Here is a 19816-nt window from a genome sequence, read left to right on the forward strand (position 1 = left end):
GAAAACCGCTGCGAGACAAAGGACACCGTATGCACCCGCTCGATCCACTCTCCGCCGACGAATTCCGGGCCGTCTCCGCGGTTCTCTCGCGCGAGCAGGGAGTCGGCGACGGATGGCGGTACGCCTCCATCGAACTCGCCGAGCCGGGTAAGGCCGAGCTCGCCGCGTACGAGGCCGACGGCACCGTCCCCGCACGACGGGCGATCGTCATCTGTCTCAACAGTTCCGAGAACCTGACCTACAAGTCGGTGGTACGCCTCACCGATGAGACCGTCGAATCGTTCGATCTGGTCCCGGACGTGCAGGCGAACTTCACCGTCGACGAGTTCGAGGAATGCGATCGGGTGTTGCGGGCACACCCGGAGGTGCAGGCGGCTCTCGCGCGACGCGGGATCACCGACCTCGACCTGGTCTTCATGGACACCTGGACCTACGGCGGCGCGCTGATCCCCGAGGAGTTCAAGGGGCGGCGTCTGGGCTGGTCGGACACCTGGGTGAAGAACGCCGAGGGCGCCAATCCGTACGCGAATCCCGTGTCGGGGCTGCACTGTGTGATCGACGTGAACACGATGGAGTTGCTGCGCATAGAAGATACGGCCGCCGGGAGTGGGGCAGATGGCTCGGGTGGCTTCGAGCGTCCGCAGGTGATGGGCGAGTATGTGCCGCGCCATATCCCGCAACGCATCCGCGACACCTTCAAGCGCCCGCCACTCAAGCCTCTGGAGATCACCCAGCCCGAGGGTCCGTCGTTCACTCTCGAGGGCAACCGGCTGACGTGGCAGAACTGGTCGCTGCGAGTGGGTTTCAACTACCGGGAGGGCATGACCCTGCATTCGGTGACCTACAACGATGCCGGGCGCGAGCGGTCGGTGGCGCATCGCATGTCGTTCGCCGAGATGGTGGTGCCCTACCGCGACCACTGCGAGGACCATTACCGCCGTACCGCTTTCGACATCGGCGAGTGGGGTCTGGGCTTCATGACGACCTCGCTGGAACTCGGCTGCGACTGCCTCGGCGAGATCCGTTACCTCGATGCGGTGCTGCACAACAGCGCCGGTGAGCCCTACACCATCACCAACGCCATCTGCATCCACGAGGAGGACAACGCCGTCCTCTGGAAGCATGTCGATCACGATGCCGGGGCCGAGGTCCGGCGTATGCGGCGACTCACGGTCAGTTTCCATGTGACCGTGGCCAATTACGAATACCTGGTGTACTGGCGGTTCTATCAGGACGGCAACATCGAGTGCGAGGTCCGCGCCACCGGCATCATGGTGACCACACCGATGCCGCCCGGGGTGACCAGCAATCCGCACGGCACCGTCATCGACGATCGCACGTATGCACCATTCCACCAGCACTTCCTCGTCGCGCGGCTCGACCTCGACATCGATGGCCCCGACAACACCGTGTTCGCCTCGGAGACCGTCGCCGAGCCGATGGGTCCGGGAAATCCGCTCGGACTGTCGCTGACGCAACGCAATACGGCACTGCGCACCGAGAGCGAGGGCATGCAGGACCCGGACTTCGCGACGCAGAAGAGCTGGAAAATCGTCAACACCAACCGCACCACCGAGCTCGGTCACCATCCGGCCTACAAGCTGTCCCCGACCGGCGCGTTCCCGGCGATGTTCGACCCCGCCTCGCCGGTCTTCCAGCGCGCCACCGTCATCGGCCACACCCTCTGGGTGACACCGAACAATGCCGACGAGCGTTGGCCTGCAGGTGAATTCGTCAACCAGTCCGAGCGCGACACGGGTTTGGCGGAGTGGACCAAGAACAACCGGTCGATCGAGAACACCGACGTCGTCCTGTGGTATGTGTTCGGCATCCACCACATCACCCGTCCCGAGGACTGGCCGGTCATGCCTGCCGACGTGGTCTCGTTCTGGCTCAAGCCTTTCGGATTCTTCGACCGCAACCCGGCACTCGACGTCGAACCGTCACCGTCGGCGCACTGTCACGCATCGAACGCCGAGCACCACTGAATCGGCGAACAACACCGAACCACCGAGCATCGCAGCGAGAGGACCTTTCATGAGCACCACCGAGATCATCGACACCCAGGCCGTTCTCGACGGCGTACCCACCGGTTTGTGGATCGGCGGCGAGTCGGTCGACGCGTCGGACGCGGGTACGTTCACCGTCTACGATCCGGCAACGGAGCAACCGTTGACCCAGGTTGCCGACGCCACCGTCGAGGACGCGCGTCGCGCCCTGGACGTCGCAACCTCGGTCGCCGATGACTGGGCGGCGACCCCGGCCCGCGAGCGCGGTGAGATCCTGCGTCGCGCTTTCGGTCTCGTCGCCGACCGCACCGACGATCTCGCGATGCTGATGACCCTCGAACTCGGACGCGCCCTGCCCGACAGCCTGGCCGAGGCGCGCTACGGCAACGAGTTCCTGCGGTGGTTCGCCGAGGAGGCGGTACGCATCGACGGCAGGTTCACCCAGTCTCCGGCGGGGACCGGCCGGATCGTCGTGACCCACGCCCCGGTCGGCCCGTGCCTGGCGATCACACCGTGGAATTTCCCGCTGGCCATGGGCACGCGCAAGATCGGTCCCGCGCTGGCCGCGGGCAACGTGATGCTGGTCAAGCCGGCCCACGAGACGCCGTTGACGATGCTGGCGCTCGCCGAGATCTTCGCCGAGGCCGGACTTCCCGCGGGCGTGCTGTCGGTGCTCCCGACGATGCGGGCGCGGGAGGTGGCATCGGCGATCATCGGCGACGACCGGATTCGCAAGATCAGCTTCACCGGCTCGACCCCGGTCGGCAAGAACCTGCTCGGCCAGGCCGCCGAGCGGGTGCAGCGCACGTCGATGGAACTCGGCGGCAACGCGCCGTTCGTCGTATTCGATGACGCCGACGTCGACAAGGCCGTCGAGGGCGCCTTCCTGGCCAAGATGCGCAACGGCGGCGAAGCGTGCACCGCGGCCAATCGCTTTCTGGTGCAGTCCGGTGTGGTCGAGGAGTTCACCGAGAAACTCGTCGAGAAGATGTCGGCGGTTCGGATCGGACCGGGGTACGACGACGGCGTGACCCTCGGTCCGCTGGTCAGCGCGGCGCAGCGCGACAAGGTCGCCGAGGCCGTGGAGACCGCCGTCGCGCACGGCGGCCGGGTTCGCCTGGGCGGCAAGGCCCCCGGCGGAAAGGGCTTCTTCTACCCGGCCACCGTCATCGACAACGTCGACGCGTACGCACCGGTCACCCGCGGCGAGATCTTCGGCCCGGTGGCCGTGATCAGTTCCTTCGACTCCGAGGACGAGGCGATCAAGGCCGCCAACTCCACCGAATTCGGTTTGGCCGCATACTTCTTCACCCGAGACCTGGATCGGGCGCTGCGCGTGTCGACGGCGCTGGACTCCGGGATGGTGGGTGTGAATCGCGGAGTGATCTCCGACGTCGCCGCACCGTTCGGCGGCGTCAAGGAGTCCGGTATCGGCCGCGAAGGCGGCTCGGAGGGCATCGAGGAGTACCTGACGGTCAAGTACATCGCCTTCACCTGATCCGCGCGAAGTGACCATTCGAGGCCAACGAGACAATTAGTACAGCTAATAGTCTGCGCTATGCTACATCGCATGCGGCTTCGGGTGGTGGCATCAATCGTGGTAGTGGTTCTCGCGGTGACCGTCGGCGGCCTGGTGTCGTCGCCGGCCCGCGCGGACAACGGTTCGTCGGATTGGGGCAGCTCGGGTCTGGGCAGCTCGGATCTGCTCTCCCCCACCAGCCTGTTCTTGTGGCAGAGTCCGCCGACGCGTTACATCGTCGTCCTGGGCGCCAAGATGGGAACCTTCGGTCAGACGCCGACGATCCTGAATGAGCGCCTCGACACCGGCGCGGCCTTGGCCCGGTCGCATCCGTTCAATCGGGTCATCGTCTCCGGCGGCGATACCTGGTGGCTGCCGGTGTCGGAGGCGCAGTTCATGAATCTCGGGCTGATGAGGCGCGGTGTGCCGATGTGGCAGATGGTCAACGAGGGCCGCTCCACCGACACCGTGGAGAACGCCACCTACACCGTCGCCATGCTCAAGGCCATGGGCGCCACCGGGGCTCTCATCGTCACCAACGCGTTCCACATGCCCAGGGCCATGGGCGATTTCCGGGCGGCCGCGGCCAAACAGCACGCCGCTCTGCAGTTCCAGCCGAGCTACGCATGATCGTCTTTCGCCGACCGGGCGCCTGTTTTCGTCCACTGGGCGCTCGTTTTCGTCGACCGGGCGCTCGAACCCGTCGACCGGGCGCTCACGAGTAGTAGCCGCCGCGTGTGCGGATGGCCTCGGCGATCTCGTTCACCACGCCCATGGGATTGGTTCTCATCCGATGTTTGTCCGCACGGATGACCTTCCAGCCGAGCCGCGCCGACTCCGCGTCGCGTGCGGCATCGCTCGCTCGTTGTTCGGGACTGGAATGGTATTCCTCACCGTCGTACTCGATGCCGATCTTCAGCTCGGGGTAGGCCCAGTCGTGGCGGGCAACAAGGACCTTTCAACTGCCGTACGTATCGGACGCCCTTCTGAGTCTCGACGTAGTCGGCGAGTTCACCGAGGTCGTATGCGGTGGCCGCGGCGAGCGCGTCGAGATGGCCGATCGCGCGCATTCTCGGCTGAATCCTCCCGACGTCGAAGGCGGTCCGGATCGGCGAGGTGACCGCGATGCCATCGATGACCTCGATGTGTTCGGGCGGCAGATCCACCCTACGGGGGACGGAGCCCCGCGCCGCGCGGCCGGAGGCGCTGGCGCCTCGGATGAGTAATATCGGGAAATCCGAATCGAACCACCAGGAACCGTGCATGACCATGGCGGCCTGACCGCCGACCACGGGATCTCCCTGCGCCGCAGACGCGATCGCGATCACCCGCTGACGTGCAGTGAGCATTTCGCCGCGCCCGATGTGCGCTTCGCCGCGGAGGAGCCTGAACTCCGCGGCGAATCGTTCGGGCGACATTCCCGGTTCCGAGAGGGCGTCGCGTCGAAAAACGAGTTCGGGTGTCGCTAAGGGTTCATCGATGGTCATGGGAGATTGGACGCAGCGCTCGCCTCGTCGGTTCCGTCGACATCGGCACATGCGCGGACGAGTGGTTCGGGGAAACGCCCGATCGACGAATTTGAGCGCACGGTCGACGCGATTGAGCGCACGATCGACGGGTTTGAGCGCACGATCGACGCAAAACGGCGCCCGATCGACGAGTCGATGGGGCGCCGTTTCGGCCGGGAAGGGCTCAGCGCAGCAGTGCGCGACTCATCACGACGCGCTGAATCTGGTTGGTGCCCTCGTAGATCTGGGTGATCTTGGCGTCGCGCATCATCCGCTCGACCGGGAAGTCACGGGTGTAGCCGGCACCTCCGAAGAGCTGCACGGCGTCGGTGGTGACCTCCATGGCGACGTCGGAGGCAAAGCACTTCGACGCCGAGCTGATGAAGCCGAGGTTCTTCTCGCCACGCTCGGCGCGAGCGGCGGAGGTGTAGACCATCAGCCGGGCGGCCTCGACCTTCATCGCCATGTCGGCGATCATGAACTCCACACCCTGGAACGAGCTGATCGGCTTGCCGAACTGCTTGCGGTCCTTGACATAGGCGATGGCCTTGTCGAGCGCACCCTGCGCGATGCCGACGGCCTGCGCACCGATGGTCGGGCGGGTGTGGTCGAGGGTCTGCAGCGCGGTCTTGAAGCCGGTGCCCTCGTCACCGATGATCCGATCCTCGGGAATGGTGCAGTCCTCGAAATACAGTTCGGCAGTGGGTGATCCCTTGATGCCGAGCTTCTTCTCCAGCGGGCCGACGGTGAAGCCCGGGTCGTCCTCGTGGACCATGAACGCCGAGATGCCGTTGGCCTTCTTCTCGGGGTCGGTGACCGCCATGACGGTGTACCAGGATGACTTGCCGCCGTTGGTGATCCAGCACTTGGAGCCGTTGAGCACCCAGTTGCTGCCGTCCTTGCGGGCGCGGGTCTTCATCGACGCCGCATCCGAACCGGCCTCACGCTCGGAGAGGGCGTAGGACGCCATCGCCTCACCGGCGGCGATCGACGGCAACACCTTGGCCTTGAGTTCGTCGGAACCGTTGAGGATCAGACCCATGGTGCCGAGCTTGTTGACGGCCGGGATCAGCGACGACGACGCACACACGCGCGCAACCTCTTCGATCACGATGCAGGCGGCGACCGAGTCGGCACCCTGTCCGTCGTACTCCTCGGGAACGTGGATCGCGTTGAATCCGCTGGCGACGAGCGCGTCGAGGGCTTCCTGCGGGAAGCGCGCGTTCTCGTCGACGTCGGCGGCGTGCGGTTCGATCTCCTTCTCGGCGAGCGCACGGATCGCCTCGCGGAGCGCGACGTGCTCCTCGGGCAATTCGAAGACGTTGAATCCGGGGTTTCCAAAGGCCATGGGGGCTCCTCCTCGATGCGCGCGGAGTGCTGCGCGGCGGTGATCGATGCTCGTCGGGGTACCGGTCGTGCGACGGATGCGGGCACCACAGACGACGACACTGAGTGCCAGGATACTCCGTCGGTGGTGCAGATGTCGACACTACGTGCCACCCGTGTGGGCACACCGGCGTCGGTAGCGCGCCGTCAGGTCCGGCGAGATCGCTGGGCCCGGATCTCCTCGGCGACCGCACGGGCGATCTGATCGGCGCCCGCGTCGATCGGGTGGGTGACGACGGTGATCGCGGTACCGGCACCGTCGTCGCCGCCATCGTCGGCACCCAGTGCCAGCCGGATGCGTCGGAGTTCGGTACGAAGCGTGTTCACCGTGGCGTCGGCGTCGCCGCGGATCATCGACCGCAGCAGGTAGTTGTGCACCGAGGTCACCGCGGCGGCGAAGGCGACGATGCGCTCGGGCGACTCGTCGGGAAGGCGTCGGCGCAGGAACTCCTCGAAGACGCGCTGGTAGCGGTAGGTGGTGACGAGCTCGCGGTCGCGCAGTGCCGGTACCCGGGTGACCACGCGAAGCCGTCGGACGGCAAGGTCCCGGGTGGCGAGGAAGTGCGTGAAGACGATCTCGGCGGCGTCGCAGACGTCCGTCCACGGGTCCGGGCCGTCCACCGATTCGTCCGGCGCGAACTCGTCGGCGCCGAGACGTTCGGCAACCTGGGCGATCAGAGCCTCGTGATCGGCGAAGATCATGTCTTCCTTGGAGCGGAACTGTCGGAACAGCGTGCGTCGCGAGACCCCGGCGTCCGCGGCGATCTGATCGACGGTCGTCGACTCGTACCCGTACTCGCTGAAGAGCCGGATCGATGCCGCGACGACCTGGGTGCGCAGATCGACCGGATCGACCGTCGTGTCACTCGGTGCCATCTGTCCAGTATGGCGCGCGATGCCGCCCGCGCGACAGTCGACGGCTTGCGACAGCGGAAGCCGCCGGTACCATATTTCCCATGTCGAATCCTGAGTTCGTCGTACAGAATCCCGGGCACTGGGGTACGCCGACGACCCCGGCCCACCCGTCGACCATGGCGCCGCCCACCTTCCACGCGACGATTCCGGTGGACTCCCAGGTGCGCCGGCGCTTGACGCGGGCGACGTTGCTGACCCGGACCCACTGCAACCTCCTGGCGGGCCTGGCCGTCCTGATGCTGATCGTGCTGATCGGCCTCGCCCTCGTGTTCCCGTCCACCTCGAACCCGCTGGCACTTGCGCCCGTCCCGATCTTCGTGGTGGTCATCGTGGCGCTGCAGCCCTGGGTGTTGTGGCGACGAATGCTTCCCGACGGCTCCATGTTGTCGGCGGAGATCACGCACAGCCGGATACTCGTGGACTATGCGGGCCTGATCAACGGCATGCACATGACACGGATCAGCGGCGTCACCTGTCGCTACGACGTCGTGGTCCTGCGCACCGATCGCGGGCTCCGGATGACCGTGCCGGTGGAGCTGTTGCCGCCGCATCTCGCGGCGCAGTGGGCGTCCGGCGCTCGGTGAGGTCGGGCTCGGTAGGGTCATTCGGACCGCCGACCGGGGCGGCTTTTCGGGGCAGATTGCGGTCCAATCATGGTGTGTCCTCCCCGTTCTCACCATCGACGTTCTCGCCGTCGCTCTCACCGACCGCACCCTCGCCGTACGTGGGCGCCGGACCCGACGGGGTACTGCGCACACACCTGATCGCCGACGACGCCCTCGGCCCCCGACTGTGCCGGGGCGCCCTGCTCACGCCGGGATGGATGCTGCGGCAATCAGTGCCCGCCGCCGTCGGCGCGCTCGTCGCCGCACTCGCCGCGTCCTCCACCGACTCCCGGCCGCCGGCGGTGGTCACGGTGGTCGTCGTCCTCGGACTGTTCCTGCTCGCCCAGGCCGCGATGCTCACGCTGGGCATCGTGCTGGGCCAACGCCGGATGCGTCGGATCATGCCCGCCGGGACACCGGTCGGCGCGGAGTTCACCCCGTTGAGGATCGGGCACCGGGTGGGAGCGACCTACTCGCAGATCCCGCTCGAGCGGTTCGACCGGGTCGTGATCAACTCGCGGGTGGTGCTGCTCTGCACGGGCCGGCGCACCGTCGTGCTGTTACCGCGGGAACTGGTGCCACCGCAGGTGATCGCCGATTACCGGGCCCGTTACCTGCGACGTGGATTCCGGCGCCGATGACCCCGATGCTCAGTCGTGCTGGGCGTCCTGACGCAACTCGAACTTGAGGACCTTGCCGGTGGAGGTGCGCGGTAGCTCGTCGGCGAAGACGATGTCGCGCGGCACCTTGTAGCCGGCCAGCAGGGTCCGGGCGTGCTCGATGAGCTCCTCGGCGCTCAGTTGCGCCCCGGGAGTGAGCAGGACGTAGGCGCGCGGGCGCTCACCCCACTTCTCGTCCGGGACGCCGATGACGGCGACGTCGAGGACCGAATCATGGCTCACCAGAGCCTGTTCGACCTCGATGGTGGAGATGTTCTCGCCGCCGGAGATGATGATGTCCTTGGCTCGATCGCGCAGCTGGATGTACCCGTCGGGATGCATCACCCCGAGATCGCCGGTGTGAAACCAGCCGCCGGCGAACGCCTCCCGGGTTGCGGCCGGATCCCGGAAGTAGCCGGCCATCACGTTGTTGCCGCGTAACACGATCTCGCCCATGGTTTCTCCGTCGGCGGGTACGTCGACGAGCGGCAGGACATCGCGTTTGACGACGCGCGCCGCCTCGGCCTGCACCATGCCGACGCCTTGTCGGGAGAGTTTGGCCGCGCGCCCATCGGCGGGCAATTCGGCCCAGGCGTCCTGGAATTCGCAGATCGTGTACGGGCCGTAGACCTCGGTGAGGCCGTAGACGTGAACCACGGTGATACCGAGCGCCTCGAGCTGACCGATGACGGTCGGGCTCGGTGGCGCACCCGCGGTGGTGATGTGCAGGGGCCGGTCGAGGCGATGTGCGCGAGGCGATCCCGCGATCGTCGTACACACCGTGGGTGCCCCGCACAGGTGGGTGATGCCGAGATCGTCGATGGCGTCCCACACGGCGTCGGCACGGACCGCACGCAGACACACGTGGGTCGCCGATGCCTGGGTGACCGCCCACGGGGTGCACCAGCCGTTGCAGTGGAACATCGGCAGCGTCCACAGATAGCGGCTGTGGCCGGTGAACTGGTTGTGGAAGGTCTCGCCGAAGGAGTTCAGGTATGCCCCGCGGTGGGTGTACATGACGCCCTTGGGTTTTCCGGTGGTCCCCGAGGTGTAGTTGATGGTGATGACGGTGTCCTCGTCGTCGACGGTCCACGGGATGGGGTCCTGCTCGACGTCGGGACCGTCGGCGAGGGCCAGGAAATCGGCATAGGTCTGCAGGCCGGTGATCCCCGACGCGCCGACATCGCCCATCGTCGGACCGAATTCGGGGTCGGTGATCTCGACGGTGGTGGCCACCTCGGGGACCTCGTCGGCGATGAGCGAAACGGTGTGCCGGAATTCGGCGTCGAAGAACAGCGTGGTGACGCCCGCGTGATTGAGGATGTAGACCAGTTCGGGTCCGGCCAGGCGGGAGTTGAGCGCGACGAGCACACCGCCGGCCAGCGGGACCGCGTAGTGCGCGACGAGCATCTCCGGGATGTTGGGTGCGAGATAGGCGATCCGCTCACCGCGCGCGATCCGGCTCTTGAGAACCCGGGCGAGGCGCTGCACCTCGTCGGCGAACTCCGCGTAACTCGCGCGACGATCCCCGTAGATGATCGCTGTGCGGTCGCCGAACACCGTTGCGCTGCGTTCAAGGAATCGCAGCGGACTCAGTTCGGACCGGTTGGCGCTGCCACAATCGATCCGGCCGAAGTCGGCGTCGAGCGCCAGGGCCTCGGCAAGGGTCGTATCGGTGTCCGAGACAGACATCGTCTCCTCCAGATCGTCGTGCCGCGGCCGATGCGAACACGGGTGAGGGCCGCGACGTTTGTCGTCCTCCGAGCGTATGGATCACACTAGTGCCGGTACCACCCCCGAAAGTAGGTGGTTTCGGCCCCGATGGCGATGTCGGGCCGACACGTACCGGTGGCAAAGGCAAGGGGCGAGGAGGAGAGGACCATGGTCACCGATCCGCGGCGTCCCGACGACGCCGATGCGGTGCGCGCCGAGTTGCGCGGGGTGCATCGGACGACGGGCCTGCCGGTGCTGTTCGGCGGGCTAGTGGACGGTCCGGGCGCGCTGCTGTCGGGTTTCGTCGGGACCCGCACCGCGCTGCTGCGTGATCTCCTGATCGGTTCCGACCGTGGGCTCGGCGGACGGACCATCGTCGAGCGCCGCCCCGGCGCCGTCGCCGACTACTTCCACTCCACCGAGATCACCCACGACTACGACCGCGAGGTGTCCGGGGAGGGCATCGAATCGTTGGTGGCCGCTCCCGCGGTGGTCGGCGGGCGCACCCGGGCGGTTCTCTACGGCGGGCTGCGCGCACCCGAGCGCATCGGGGATCGGATCGTCGCGCGGGTCGCGGTGGGCGCTCGCCGACTCGCACACGAGATCGAGGTCCGTGACGACGTCGATCGTCGCGTGAAACAGATTGAGACACAGAGCGATCCGACGACGGTGCCGGCGTCGGTGGCCGATGGGATCATCGAAAGTTATCTGGCGCTGCGGGAGATCGCGGACACCACCACCGATCCCGCACTGGCCGAACGGTTGCGCGGCGTCGAGAGGCGTCTACGCGGGCTGGGATCAGGGGCCGAATCGAGCACGGCGGTCTCGTTGTCGACCCGCGAGACCGACGTGTTGGCGCACCTCGCACTCGGCTGCAGCAATGCCGAGATCGCCGATCGGTTGTCGTTGCGGCCGGAGACGATCAAGGGGTACGTGGGCAATCTGATGCGCAAACTCGAAGTACACAATCGTCGCGAAGCGGTGGTGCGGGCGCGGCGAATCGGCTTGCTGCCCTGAGGCAGCCGTCGACGCACTTCGGCATCGGCGACTGTCGGTTTCCTGGCAATGTGGCCCCGGGGGTGGCCGGAACCGGCTGTACGTGCCTACGGTGCGAGGAGGCCGGGGAAGGCACGAGGGGGCACACGTGGGGTACACATCCGCGGCCGGAGATCGATCGGGGCAGGCGGCCGGGCGCATACTGGCGGCGGTGTCGACAGCACTGATCGGAGCGGGAATCGCTTCCGCGGCAACGTATGTTCCGCCGCCCACACCGACCGCCGAAGCGACTCCCGAGGCGTCGACCGTCGCGATTCGACTGACCGCGGATTCGGTGGCGAACATTCCGGCGAACCTGGCGCAGACGATCGCCAACATGGCGGCCTACGAGTATCAGGGCGTGAACCTGACCACTGCGGCACTGGAGGATTCGGGCAACTGGTGGCTCTACATCCCCACCAACGTCGTCGGATTCGACGAGCAGGACAAAGAGAAGCTCAAGGGTATGACCCTGATGATGGTGCCGATTCCGTTGGTGGCACAGGCGAATTACGATCAATGGTGGCTGTCGCTGGCGGCGTTCGCGCCGATGACCCCGGACTGTACGGGCATTCCGGGCCCCTGCTCGGACGTCTTCTATTTCACCCAATATGGGCAGGTTCCGACGTGGCGGCTGGTTCTCGGGTACACCTTTCCCACGATCCGCAACACCATCGACCCGACGGATCAGACATACACGACCGCAGACGGCCGGGTCGTCGACATCCAACCGGACTGGTCGGGCAAAACGTACCGCCTCGATCCGTTCGGGCCATGGAAGGCCATCTGGCAGACCCTCACCCAGACCCCGACCGGCTACGTCGCGGCGCCGTCGGGTAGCCAATGGGCCACGGCGTTGACCGCGCTGGGCGCGGCAACCTGGGAGTCGCTCGACCCGATGGTGCCGGGCACCTACTGCCTGCCCTGCCAGATCGGCGGCGCCGCGATCGGCGCGCCGGACTCGCTTCCGAAGATCTACCTGTTCGGCAGGTACTACACGTTGTTCGACTTCGGGCAGCCGCTCACCGCGCACGACTGGGTGACCAATCGCCCCGACTACGACGAGGCGACGCGCCCGGATCATGCGGTCACCTACAACATCTGGACCAAACAGTCCCAGCAACAGATCGGTGCCGACCTCGCCGCGGCCACCACTCCGCAGGCGTTGCGGGCCAGTGTCGCGCAGTTCGACGCGACCCTGCAGGCGGTGCGCGTCCAGCTCGGGGAGAACATCGCCGCCAACATCCAGGGACTCGAGCAGGCCCTTCCGGTGGCCGCGGGGTCGGGACGGCAACTGCTCGACTCGATCGCCGATTCGTTTGCGCCACAGCCACCTGCGCGCACGTCGGCCACACAGGTCACGGTGAGCGCCGACCGGGCACTGCACGGTACCGGTGCCCCGACCACACCCGCCCGGGCCGCCGCCCGGCCTTCGGCTGTCCCGACTCCTGCGGCGAGCGACCCGGCCACCATTCCCGGGCAGGTGGCCGCCGACCTCGCCCGCGGGACGCCCGCGGCGGCGGTGACCACCGTCGTCGACGGCGTCCGCGCGGCGTTGCGCCCGCCTGCCACACCCGGTGGCGCAGGCGGCAGGCATCGGATGCCGGAACCGGTCGCGCGACCGGCGCACGCCGTCGGCGCGTGAGATCGCACACCAAACCACCCATCTCGGCCGCGCGGGGTCCGTACCGTGGAGCCATGTCCACACCCACGCAATCGCCGACCGCGAACCCCGACGACACCACGAGCAGTCGCAGCACCGCGGCGTCGACGGACGTCGACGTCCCGGGCCGTGAGGAATCGACCGAACTCGATCAGGCGACCCGCGAGTTGCTCGTCGATGGCCTGCGACGCACGCTCGACGGCCGTTGGCGCGCCACCCGCGACAGTGTGCGCGAACGCGCCAACCGTTCCGACCTGCTGCCCGACCCGTCGCGCACCCTCGACGAGGCACGTGCCCGCGTGCTCGAGGAGATGCGCGAACTGTCCTCGCAGGGATTCGCGGCGGCCGGTTTCGCAAGTGATCACGGCGGCACCGGTGACGTGGGCGCGTCGATCACCGCCATCGAGATGCTCGGCTACGCCGATCTGTCGCTGATGGTGAAGGCCGGCGTGCAATGGGGACTGTTCGGCGGGGCCGTGGAGAACCTCGGCACCAAGCGCCACCACGACAAGTACGTCTCCGACATCATCAGCCTCGATCTGCTCGGCTGCTTCGCGATGACCGAGACCGGCCACGGCTCGAACGTGCAGGCGTTGGAGACGACCGCCACCTACGACCCGCAGACGCAGGAGTTCATCATCGACTCCCCCACCCCGTCGGCGCGCAAGGACTACATCGGCGGTGCCGCACGGCACGCGCGGGTGGCCGCGGTCTTCGCCCAGCTGATCACCGCCGGGCCGGGCCAGGAGCCGGAAAGCCATGGGGTGCACTGCTTTGTGGTGCCGATCCGCGACGACAACGGTGATGACCTGCCGGGTGTGACGACCAGCGACTGCGGTTACAAGGGCGGACTGGCCGGCGTCGACAACGGCCGAATCCTGTTCGACCACGTCCGGATTCCCGCGGAGAACCTCCTCAACCGCTATGCCGACGTCGAGGCCGACGGCACCTACCGCTCCCCGATCGAGAACCCGAATCGGCGGTTCTTCACCATGCTCGGCACCCTGATCCGAGGTCGGGTCTCGGTGGCGGCGACCGCAGGTGCGGCCGGACGCAAGGCGCTGGCGCTCGCCACGAAGTACGGGACGGTCCGCAAACAGTTCGAGGCACCCGGCGCCGACGACGAGATCACCGTGCTCGACTATCTGGGCCATCAGCGAAAACTGTTGCCGCTCATCGCGAAATCGTATGCCATCACGTGCACACAGAACGAGCTGGTCGCCGAGCTGCACGAGGTGCAATCGGCCGCACCCGACGATTCCGATGCCGGACGTCAGCGCCAGCTCGAGAGTTCGGCGGCCGGGTTGAAGGCCTACGGCACCTGGCACGCATCGCACGCGATCAACGTCAGCCGCGAAGCCTGTGGCGGCGCAGGCTATCTCGACGAGAACCAGCTCTCGATCATGCGTGGTGACATCGACGTGTTCACCACCTTCGAGGGTGACAACACCGTCCTCACCCAGCTGGTCGCCAAGGAGTTGCTCTCCGCCTACGCCGATGACGTGCAGGGTCTCTCGGCCGGCGGGTGGGTGCGATTCATCGCCGGTATGGCGCGCGATGTCGTCGTCGAGAAAACCGCTGCGCGACAGGTGATCCAAACCCTGTTGGAGAGCTCCGACGAGGACACCGAGAAGTCGACGCTGACCGATCGCGGCACGCAGATCCGCTTGTTCCGCAACCGTGAGGACCACCTCGTCCGCACCTGTGCGCAGCGGTTACGGCGGGCCACCGACGACGACAACGACGCCTTCGAGGTGTTCAACAACGCCCAGGATCATCTGTTGAAGGTCGGCCGGGTACACACCGAGCGAGTGGTGCTCGAATCGTTCATCGAGGCGATCAACGATTGCGACTCGAAAGCCGCCGCCGAACTGCTCGGCAAGGTCTGCGATCTGTTCGTCTACTCGGCGCTCGAGGACGACCTGGCATGGTTCCTGATGCACCGGCACGTGTCGGTGGAGCGCGCCAAGGCGATCCGGCGCGGCGTCAACGAACTGTGTCTTGAATTGCGGCCCTACGCAGACGTTCTCGTCGATGCCTTCGGCATCCCGGAGAACCTCCTGGTGGCGCCGATGATCGAGAACGGGTAGTACCGCAGCGCATTACGGTCGGTGGCGCGCGTCCGATGGGGGGTTATCTGCGCGCACGCGCAGCGCGAACGGGAACACCAGCCAGAGGCACGCGAACATCACCAGGGTGGCAGCACCGGCCAGGATGCCGGGAGCCGTACCGGCGGTCGCCCCGAAGACGACGACCATCGCGCCGGCCAACGCCAGTCCGAGCAGGACGAGACCGACCAGGGCCAGGCGATGTGCGCTGGTGACGATGACGTCGAGCCGATGGCGGCGGAACAGCGCCCGGTGCAGTGCGACGGGGGCCGCCAACGCGATCGCGGCCGCCATCGCCAGTGACACGGTGATCAGATAGGTAACCCGCATGCCGTCGTCGAGTTCGGAGAACCGGCTCTGAAACGGCAGCGTCAGCAGGAAACCGGTGAGGATCTGCACACCGGTTTGCACCACGCGCAACTCCTGCAGCAGCGCCGACCAGTTGCGGTCGAGACGTTCGGTCGTCGTCTCCGAACGCTGCTCGCGGTTCCATTCGTCGTCGGTTGGGTGCGGGCTCACCGATCCATGGTCGCATTGGGGGCCTGCGGCCGGGCGTTGCATTGCGGCCTGCGGCCGGTCAGTCCGTGGCGGAGCCCCGCGGTGGCAGGCCGAGCGCGACCGCGGTGTGAGCCTCGGTGAGCTCACGCCGGAACCTCTGCACGTCCCGCGCCCACGCCTGGGCGAGCGAACCGTCGGCGAGTTTGAGTCCGACACCGCGCCGACGACGAGGGACACCGTGAAGTTCGCCCAGGGCACGAGCGCTCTCCCAATCCTTGGCGTCGGGGCCGTTGTTCTCGGGGTAGATGGTATCGATCTCGTCGAGTGCGATGATCCGAACACCTTGTCGCAGAGTCAGTTCGGTGAGTTCGACGGACACATGCCTGCGCGCGGCGATCACCTGCACGACCGAGAAGCCGATGATGATCAACCCGAAGATGATCAGCACCGGCCAGTGCACCTGCCCGGGGCCGCTGATCTCCATCGCGAGGACCGCCCCGATCAGCACCGGACCGATGGCCACCACCCACCAGCTTCCGCCGGGCTCGTAGAAGAGCACCTCGCCGCGATCCTCGGGGATGGGATGGGGATCGGGTTCGGCGGGTTCGGCGGACTCGGGTTCGGCGGACTCGGACTCGGGGGTGGCGGGCTCGGGAGACTCTGCTTCATCGGACGACTCGGTCGCGTCGGCCACCGGTGCATCGGCGCCCGCGTCGGGCACGTCGGTCTCGGTCTCGGCGCGGTCGTCGTCGGGAGCGGGCGAACGATCGGTCACCGTCCCGACCGTCCACGTTTCTTGCCCGCGGACTTCGACGTCTGAGCTTTCTGTGCCTGCCCCTTCTTGATGTCGGCCGAGTTCTTGCCGGTGAACCAGGCGTCGCCTTCGGGGCGGTAGGCCAGCAGAGAGCCGAACAGACCGATGACCGCTGCCAGCAGCGCAAACGCGAGGAGGGACTCCAGGAAGCTCAGGATGAGCAGCATGATGACCGCCACCAGGGTCAGCGCGGCCAGCGACGAGCGCCAGCGCTCGTCACCGGTGTAGGCCTTGGTGCCGATGAATGCCTCGGCGGCGCCGATCGCCGCGATCAGGACACCGATACCGACCGGCAGCAGAGTCGGACCGGGCACGATCACCGCCAGCACGGCGTAGACGACGCCCAGGATCACCAACAGCGCACCGGCCAGCAGCCAGCAGCGATACGCCCAGACCACGACGCGAGGGCGTTGGGCGGGATCAGGTTTCGTCACGGTGGCGCTGTCCTTTGTCGAGCGAGACGGTGTCGTCGGGGTGGTTGTCGTTGTTGCGGTGGTTGTCGGATGTGTTGTCGGGCGTATCGACGCCACGCTTGGCGGAGTCGGGCAGCGAGGGATTCGGGGTCGAGGGATTCGGGGTCGAGGGGTTCGGCGGGCAGCCGTTCGACGGCGGGTACTGGCCCGGCGTCGGATAACCCGGAGGCGCATATCCCTGAGGGGGCGGACAGCCCGACGGGTAGCCCTGCGTCGGTGGGTAGCCCTGCGTCGGTGGGTAGCCCTGCGTCGGTGGGTAGCCCTGCGTCGGTGGATAGCCCTGCTGGGGGTAGCCCGGCTGGGGTGGATAACCAGGCGTCGGTGGGTACGGACCGAACCCCGGCACCGGTGGATACGGCGTGCCGACCATCCGGGGTGCACGGCGGTACTGCGCCATCTTCTTGCAGTAGGTGTCGGACTCGCGACGCAGCAACAGCACCACAGCACCCAGGGCGGCCACGCCACCGATCACGTTGGGGATCATCGCCCAGCGCGGCGCAACATCGCCGAACAGGGTGAAGAACGTGCTGATCACCAGATACAGGCTGATCGCGCCGAGGATGAAGCGCGCCCAGTTGTAGCCCTTGCGCGTGAGGATCAGCAGCGCCACCGCGACGCCGATCTCGATGATCGTGGTGACCACGACGACGCCGACGATCACACCGCCGGAGGTGATCATGTCGTACTCGGCGGAACCCGGGGTGTAGCTCTGCTTTGCGACCTGGTGATACATGTCGCGGGTGGCCCCGAAGGTGGCGATGACGGTGACGACGTGCGCAACGATCACCACGAGCCACAGCTCGGAGGCGATCACGATCGACTCGACGAGCTTCGGTTTCGCACCCTCCGGGGAGTCGGGCTGCGGCCCGGTGCCGTGGCCCGGGTCGATGGATGCTGACATGGGTACCAGGGTAGTTAACCGTTCGGGGCCGTGCGGTGGCGCAGGATCAACTCCGAGAAGAGCCGGGTCCGATCATGTCGCGTAGACGTCGGGCCGGCGATCGCCGAGCGCATCCGCCAGACCGGCCAGCCTCTTGTCTCTCGCTTCCCGGAGATCGACATCGGCGATCACCAACTCGCTGCCCCGCCCACCGGCCAGCGGCCATCCCTCGTGGCCCACGATCACCGTCCCCTCGGTCCACTCCTGGCCGCGCTCGGCACCCGACCGATCGCAGCACGCGACGAACACCCGGTTGATGCGGGCGGTCGCCATGGCGATCACCTGCTCGGGCGGTCGCTCCCCGACCGGCCGCTGTACCAAGGGCCAGTTCACCGGAGCCAGCAGCACATCGGCCCCGGCCAGAACGGTCTTCCGGGTCAGTTCCGGGAACTCGAGGTCATAGCAGATCATCACACCGATCCGGCCGTGCCGGGTGTCGAGTACCGGGGGCGCCAGCGATCCGGCAATGAAAAACCGCTTCTCGGTGTTCCACAGATGCACCTTGCGGTACACACGGCGAACCTCACCGCCGTCGAGAATCGCGACCGAGTTGTGCAGCGAGCCGTCGCCTCCCACTTCGGCGAACCCGACCACCACGGTGGTGTCGCCGGCCATCAGCGCCCAGCGCGTGAGGATGTCGGCGTCGGCGTGCAAGGCAACGCCTCGGGCCTCGTCCCCCGACTCGAACACATACCCGGATGTGGCCAGTTCGGGGAGCACGGCGATGTCGGCACCAGCCGACACCGCCGTCGCGATCCCGTCCTCGATCAGCACGCAGTTCTGCTCGAACCGCCCGACGTCCGGCGCCAAGGGCACACAGACGATCCGGGTCACAGATCCGCGTGCTGATCGTCACGCACCAGTTGGGCCAGAACGTCGAATTCGTTGAAGAGGTTCCACTCCTCGACGATCTGACGATCCTTGATGTAGAGCTGTGTGATCCCCCAGAGGTGTGCACGTCGCCCCGTCGGCGTGCCGTACAACGCGTACCCGCGATGGGTGCCCGCCCCGACCCACCGGAGCATCACCCGGTACCCGTCGGCGTCGTTACCCATCCAGTACACCTCGTCGACAGCTACCCCGAGGTCGGGAAAGGTCGACAGCAAGCTGCGCGCGAAGGCGCGGACATCACCGCGACCGCGACCCACGCGGTTGGTTGTGCCGTTCCACAAGACGGTTGGCGCGTAGGCCCGGTCGACGGCGCTGAGGTCACGCCGGTTGTACATGTCGTGCCAGAGTGCCCTGACCATGTGCTCCACGTCGAAGCCACGATCGTCACTCGGCTTCGGGTAGGGCACCGGCTTACGTCCACCACGCAGGCGGTCCACCTCGGTGATGTCGCGCTCGCTCAGGGGCGCGAGTCCGCCCTCGTTGGCATAGGTCCGGGCGGCTTCCACGACGTCGATTCCCAAAGCCGCCAACCGTGCGGCCGTGTTGTAGAGCACCCACTCCTCGACGATCTCGTTCTCCCGCACCAAGCAGTTCGCAATCACCCAAGTCTGCACCTTGCGACCGGTCGGCGGGCCCCACCGCCATGGTCCGGTGTGGTGACCGATGTTGATCGCGCGGTGGCTGGTCACGAAACCCTGATCTTCATCTCCGGCCCAGATGACGTCGTCGGCGTAGTGGCGGGTATCGGGAAAAGCGTTGATCGAGTGCAGAGTGCCCTCGACGAGCGCCTCGACGCCGTACTGCAGGCCGCTGTCGGTGTGCAGTCGACAGCCCGGCGCGTAGGTGTCATAGATGTAGCCGACGTCTTGGTCCTCCCAGATGCGATGGGTGATCCGGACGATGTAGTCGACGATGTCGACATAGGTGTCCTCGAAACCCCGCATGGGTTGTCGGCGCTCTCCGCGCGGATGGCCGTCGATGTCGGCTCCGTTGGCCGGGCGAAGCGCAATGGTGAAGTCTCCGGGCATCTTCCGGGCGACCGGCGAGGTCATGATGTCCCCTTTCGGGAGGTGTCGCGTG

General features: G+C 66.9%; 19 protein-coding genes. 8 read left to right on the forward strand and 11 right to left on the reverse strand.

The window, feature by feature from the left end; all coding sequences use genetic code 11:
- Nucleotides 1–29: 29 nt before the first annotated feature.
- The 3 genes from GOPIP_RS25200 to GOPIP_RS25210 all read left to right on the forward strand — a co-directional run bounded on the left by GOPIP_RS25200 (nt 30) and on the right by GOPIP_RS25210 (nt 4158).
- Nucleotides 30–1988: a primary-amine oxidase gene (locus GOPIP_RS25200; RefSeq protein ID WP_006372687.1), complete on the forward strand. Its 1959-nt coding sequence runs from the start codon at nt 30–32 to the stop codon at nt 1986–1988.
- Nucleotides 1989–2037: 49 nt separating this feature from the next.
- The gene (locus tag GOPIP_RS25205) at nt 2038–3507 is read left to right on the forward strand and encodes an NAD-dependent succinate-semialdehyde dehydrogenase (RefSeq protein ID WP_035728838.1); all 1470 of its coding nucleotides are present in this window, start codon (nt 2038–2040) and stop codon (nt 3505–3507) included.
- Between the two features lie 72 nt (nt 3508–3579).
- Nucleotides 3580–4158: a YdcF family protein gene (locus GOPIP_RS25210; protein WP_035728854.1), complete on the forward strand. Its 579-nt coding sequence runs from the start codon at nt 3580–3582 to the stop codon at nt 4156–4158.
- Nucleotides 4159–4243: 85 nt separating this feature from the next.
- Here the strand turns inward: GOPIP_RS25210 and GOPIP_RS29945 are convergent, their stop codons facing one another.
- From GOPIP_RS29945 to GOPIP_RS25230, 4 genes are all read right to left on the reverse strand, one after another.
- Nucleotides 4244–4447: an endonuclease domain-containing protein gene (locus GOPIP_RS29945; protein WP_081482565.1), complete on the reverse strand. Its 204-nt coding sequence runs from the start codon at nt 4445–4447 to the stop codon at nt 4244–4246.
- Nucleotides 4419–4946, reverse strand: a complete 528-nt coding sequence (locus GOPIP_RS25220) for a type IV toxin-antitoxin system AbiEi family antitoxin (protein WP_006372690.1) — start codon at nt 4944–4946, stop codon at nt 4419–4421. The genes GOPIP_RS29945 and GOPIP_RS25220 overlap by 29 nt, the downstream gene beginning before the upstream one ends.
- 274 nt (nt 4947–5220) lie before the next feature.
- Nucleotides 5221–6384 carry an acyl-CoA dehydrogenase gene (locus GOPIP_RS25225; protein WP_006372691.1) on the reverse strand — a complete coding sequence of 388 codons (1164 nt, stop codon included), beginning with the start codon at nt 6382–6384 and terminating at the stop codon, nt 5221–5223.
- A gap of 185 nt (nt 6385–6569) precedes the next feature.
- Nucleotides 6570–7298 carry a TetR/AcrR family transcriptional regulator gene (locus GOPIP_RS25230; protein WP_035728842.1) on the reverse strand — a complete coding sequence of 243 codons (729 nt, stop codon included), beginning with the start codon at nt 7296–7298 and terminating at the stop codon, nt 6570–6572.
- Between the two features lie 80 nt (nt 7299–7378).
- Between GOPIP_RS25230 and GOPIP_RS25235 the strand changes: the two genes are divergently transcribed.
- On the forward strand, nt 7379–7921 hold the full coding sequence (locus GOPIP_RS25235; protein ID WP_006372693.1) for a hypothetical protein: 543 nt from the start codon (nt 7379–7381) through the stop codon (nt 7919–7921).
- Nucleotides 7922–7995: 74 nt separating this feature from the next.
- Complete coding sequence (locus tag GOPIP_RS25240; RefSeq protein ID WP_244421219.1) at nt 7996–8583, forward strand: hypothetical protein; 588 nt, start codon at nt 7996–7998, stop codon at nt 8581–8583.
- A gap of 9 nt (nt 8584–8592) precedes the next feature.
- Here GOPIP_RS25240 and GOPIP_RS25245 read toward each other — a convergent pair whose 3' ends face one another.
- Nucleotides 8593–10293 (reverse strand): AMP-binding protein, encoded by a 1701-nt coding sequence (locus GOPIP_RS25245; protein WP_006372695.1) that lies wholly within the window; start codon nt 10291–10293, stop codon nt 8593–8595.
- Between the two features lie 189 nt (nt 10294–10482).
- Between GOPIP_RS25245 and GOPIP_RS25250 the strand changes: the two genes are divergently transcribed.
- The 3 genes from GOPIP_RS25250 (at nt 10483) to GOPIP_RS25260 (ending at nt 15102) form a co-directional block, all read left to right on the forward strand.
- Nucleotides 10483–11331, forward strand: coding sequence for a LuxR C-terminal-related transcriptional regulator (locus tag GOPIP_RS25250; protein WP_006372696.1), 849 nt, complete (start codon nt 10483–10485; stop codon nt 11329–11331).
- A 190-nt stretch (nt 11332–11521) separates the two neighbouring features.
- Complete coding sequence (locus GOPIP_RS25255; protein WP_020172264.1) at nt 11522–12994, forward strand: hypothetical protein; 1473 nt, start codon at nt 11522–11524, stop codon at nt 12992–12994.
- Nucleotides 12995–13047: 53 nt separating this feature from the next.
- Nucleotides 13048–15102, forward strand: a complete 2055-nt coding sequence (locus GOPIP_RS25260) for an acyl-CoA dehydrogenase family protein (RefSeq protein WP_006372698.1) — start codon at nt 13048–13050, stop codon at nt 15100–15102.
- Between the two features lie 12 nt (nt 15103–15114).
- On the opposite strand, the gene GOPIP_RS25265 is transcribed toward GOPIP_RS25260, so the two are convergent.
- The 6 genes from GOPIP_RS25265 to GOPIP_RS25290 all read right to left on the reverse strand — a co-directional run bounded on the left by GOPIP_RS25265 (nt 15115) and on the right by GOPIP_RS25290 (nt 19788).
- A complete protein-coding gene (locus tag GOPIP_RS25265) occupies nt 15115–15639 on the reverse strand; it encodes a DUF6328 family protein (protein ID WP_006372699.1) in 525 nt (174 codons plus the stop codon).
- A gap of 58 nt (nt 15640–15697) precedes the next feature.
- The gene (gene mce1N / locus GOPIP_RS25270; RefSeq protein ID WP_006372700.1) at nt 15698–16393 is read right to left on the reverse strand and encodes a transport-regulating membrane protein Mce1N; all 696 of its coding nucleotides are present in this window, start codon (nt 16391–16393) and stop codon (nt 15698–15700) included.
- On the reverse strand, nt 16390–16866 hold the full coding sequence (locus tag GOPIP_RS25275; protein ID WP_006372701.1) for a hypothetical protein: 477 nt from the start codon (nt 16864–16866) through the stop codon (nt 16390–16392). The genes mce1N and GOPIP_RS25275 overlap by 4 nt, the downstream gene beginning before the upstream one ends.
- Nucleotides 16853–17806 (reverse strand): hypothetical protein, encoded by a 954-nt coding sequence (locus GOPIP_RS25280; RefSeq protein WP_006372702.1) that lies wholly within the window; start codon nt 17804–17806, stop codon nt 16853–16855. Before GOPIP_RS25280 ends, GOPIP_RS25275 begins: the two co-directional genes overlap by 14 nt.
- Before the next feature lie 72 nt (nt 17807–17878).
- Nucleotides 17879–18661, reverse strand: a complete 783-nt coding sequence (locus tag GOPIP_RS25285) for a nitrilase-related carbon-nitrogen hydrolase (RefSeq protein WP_240524111.1) — start codon at nt 18659–18661, stop codon at nt 17879–17881.
- A 14-nt stretch (nt 18662–18675) separates the two neighbouring features.
- Nucleotides 18676–19788 carry an ester cyclase gene (locus GOPIP_RS25290; RefSeq protein ID WP_240524110.1) on the reverse strand — a complete coding sequence of 371 codons (1113 nt, stop codon included), beginning with the start codon at nt 19786–19788 and terminating at the stop codon, nt 18676–18678.
- Nucleotides 19789–19816: the final 28 nt, after the last annotated feature.

Origin of the sequence: Gordonia polyisoprenivorans NBRC 16320 = JCM 10675 (assembly GCF_000241325.1) — a bacterium.
GTDB classification, from domain to species: domain Bacteria; phylum Actinomycetota; class Actinomycetes; order Mycobacteriales; family Mycobacteriaceae; genus Gordonia; species Gordonia polyisoprenivorans.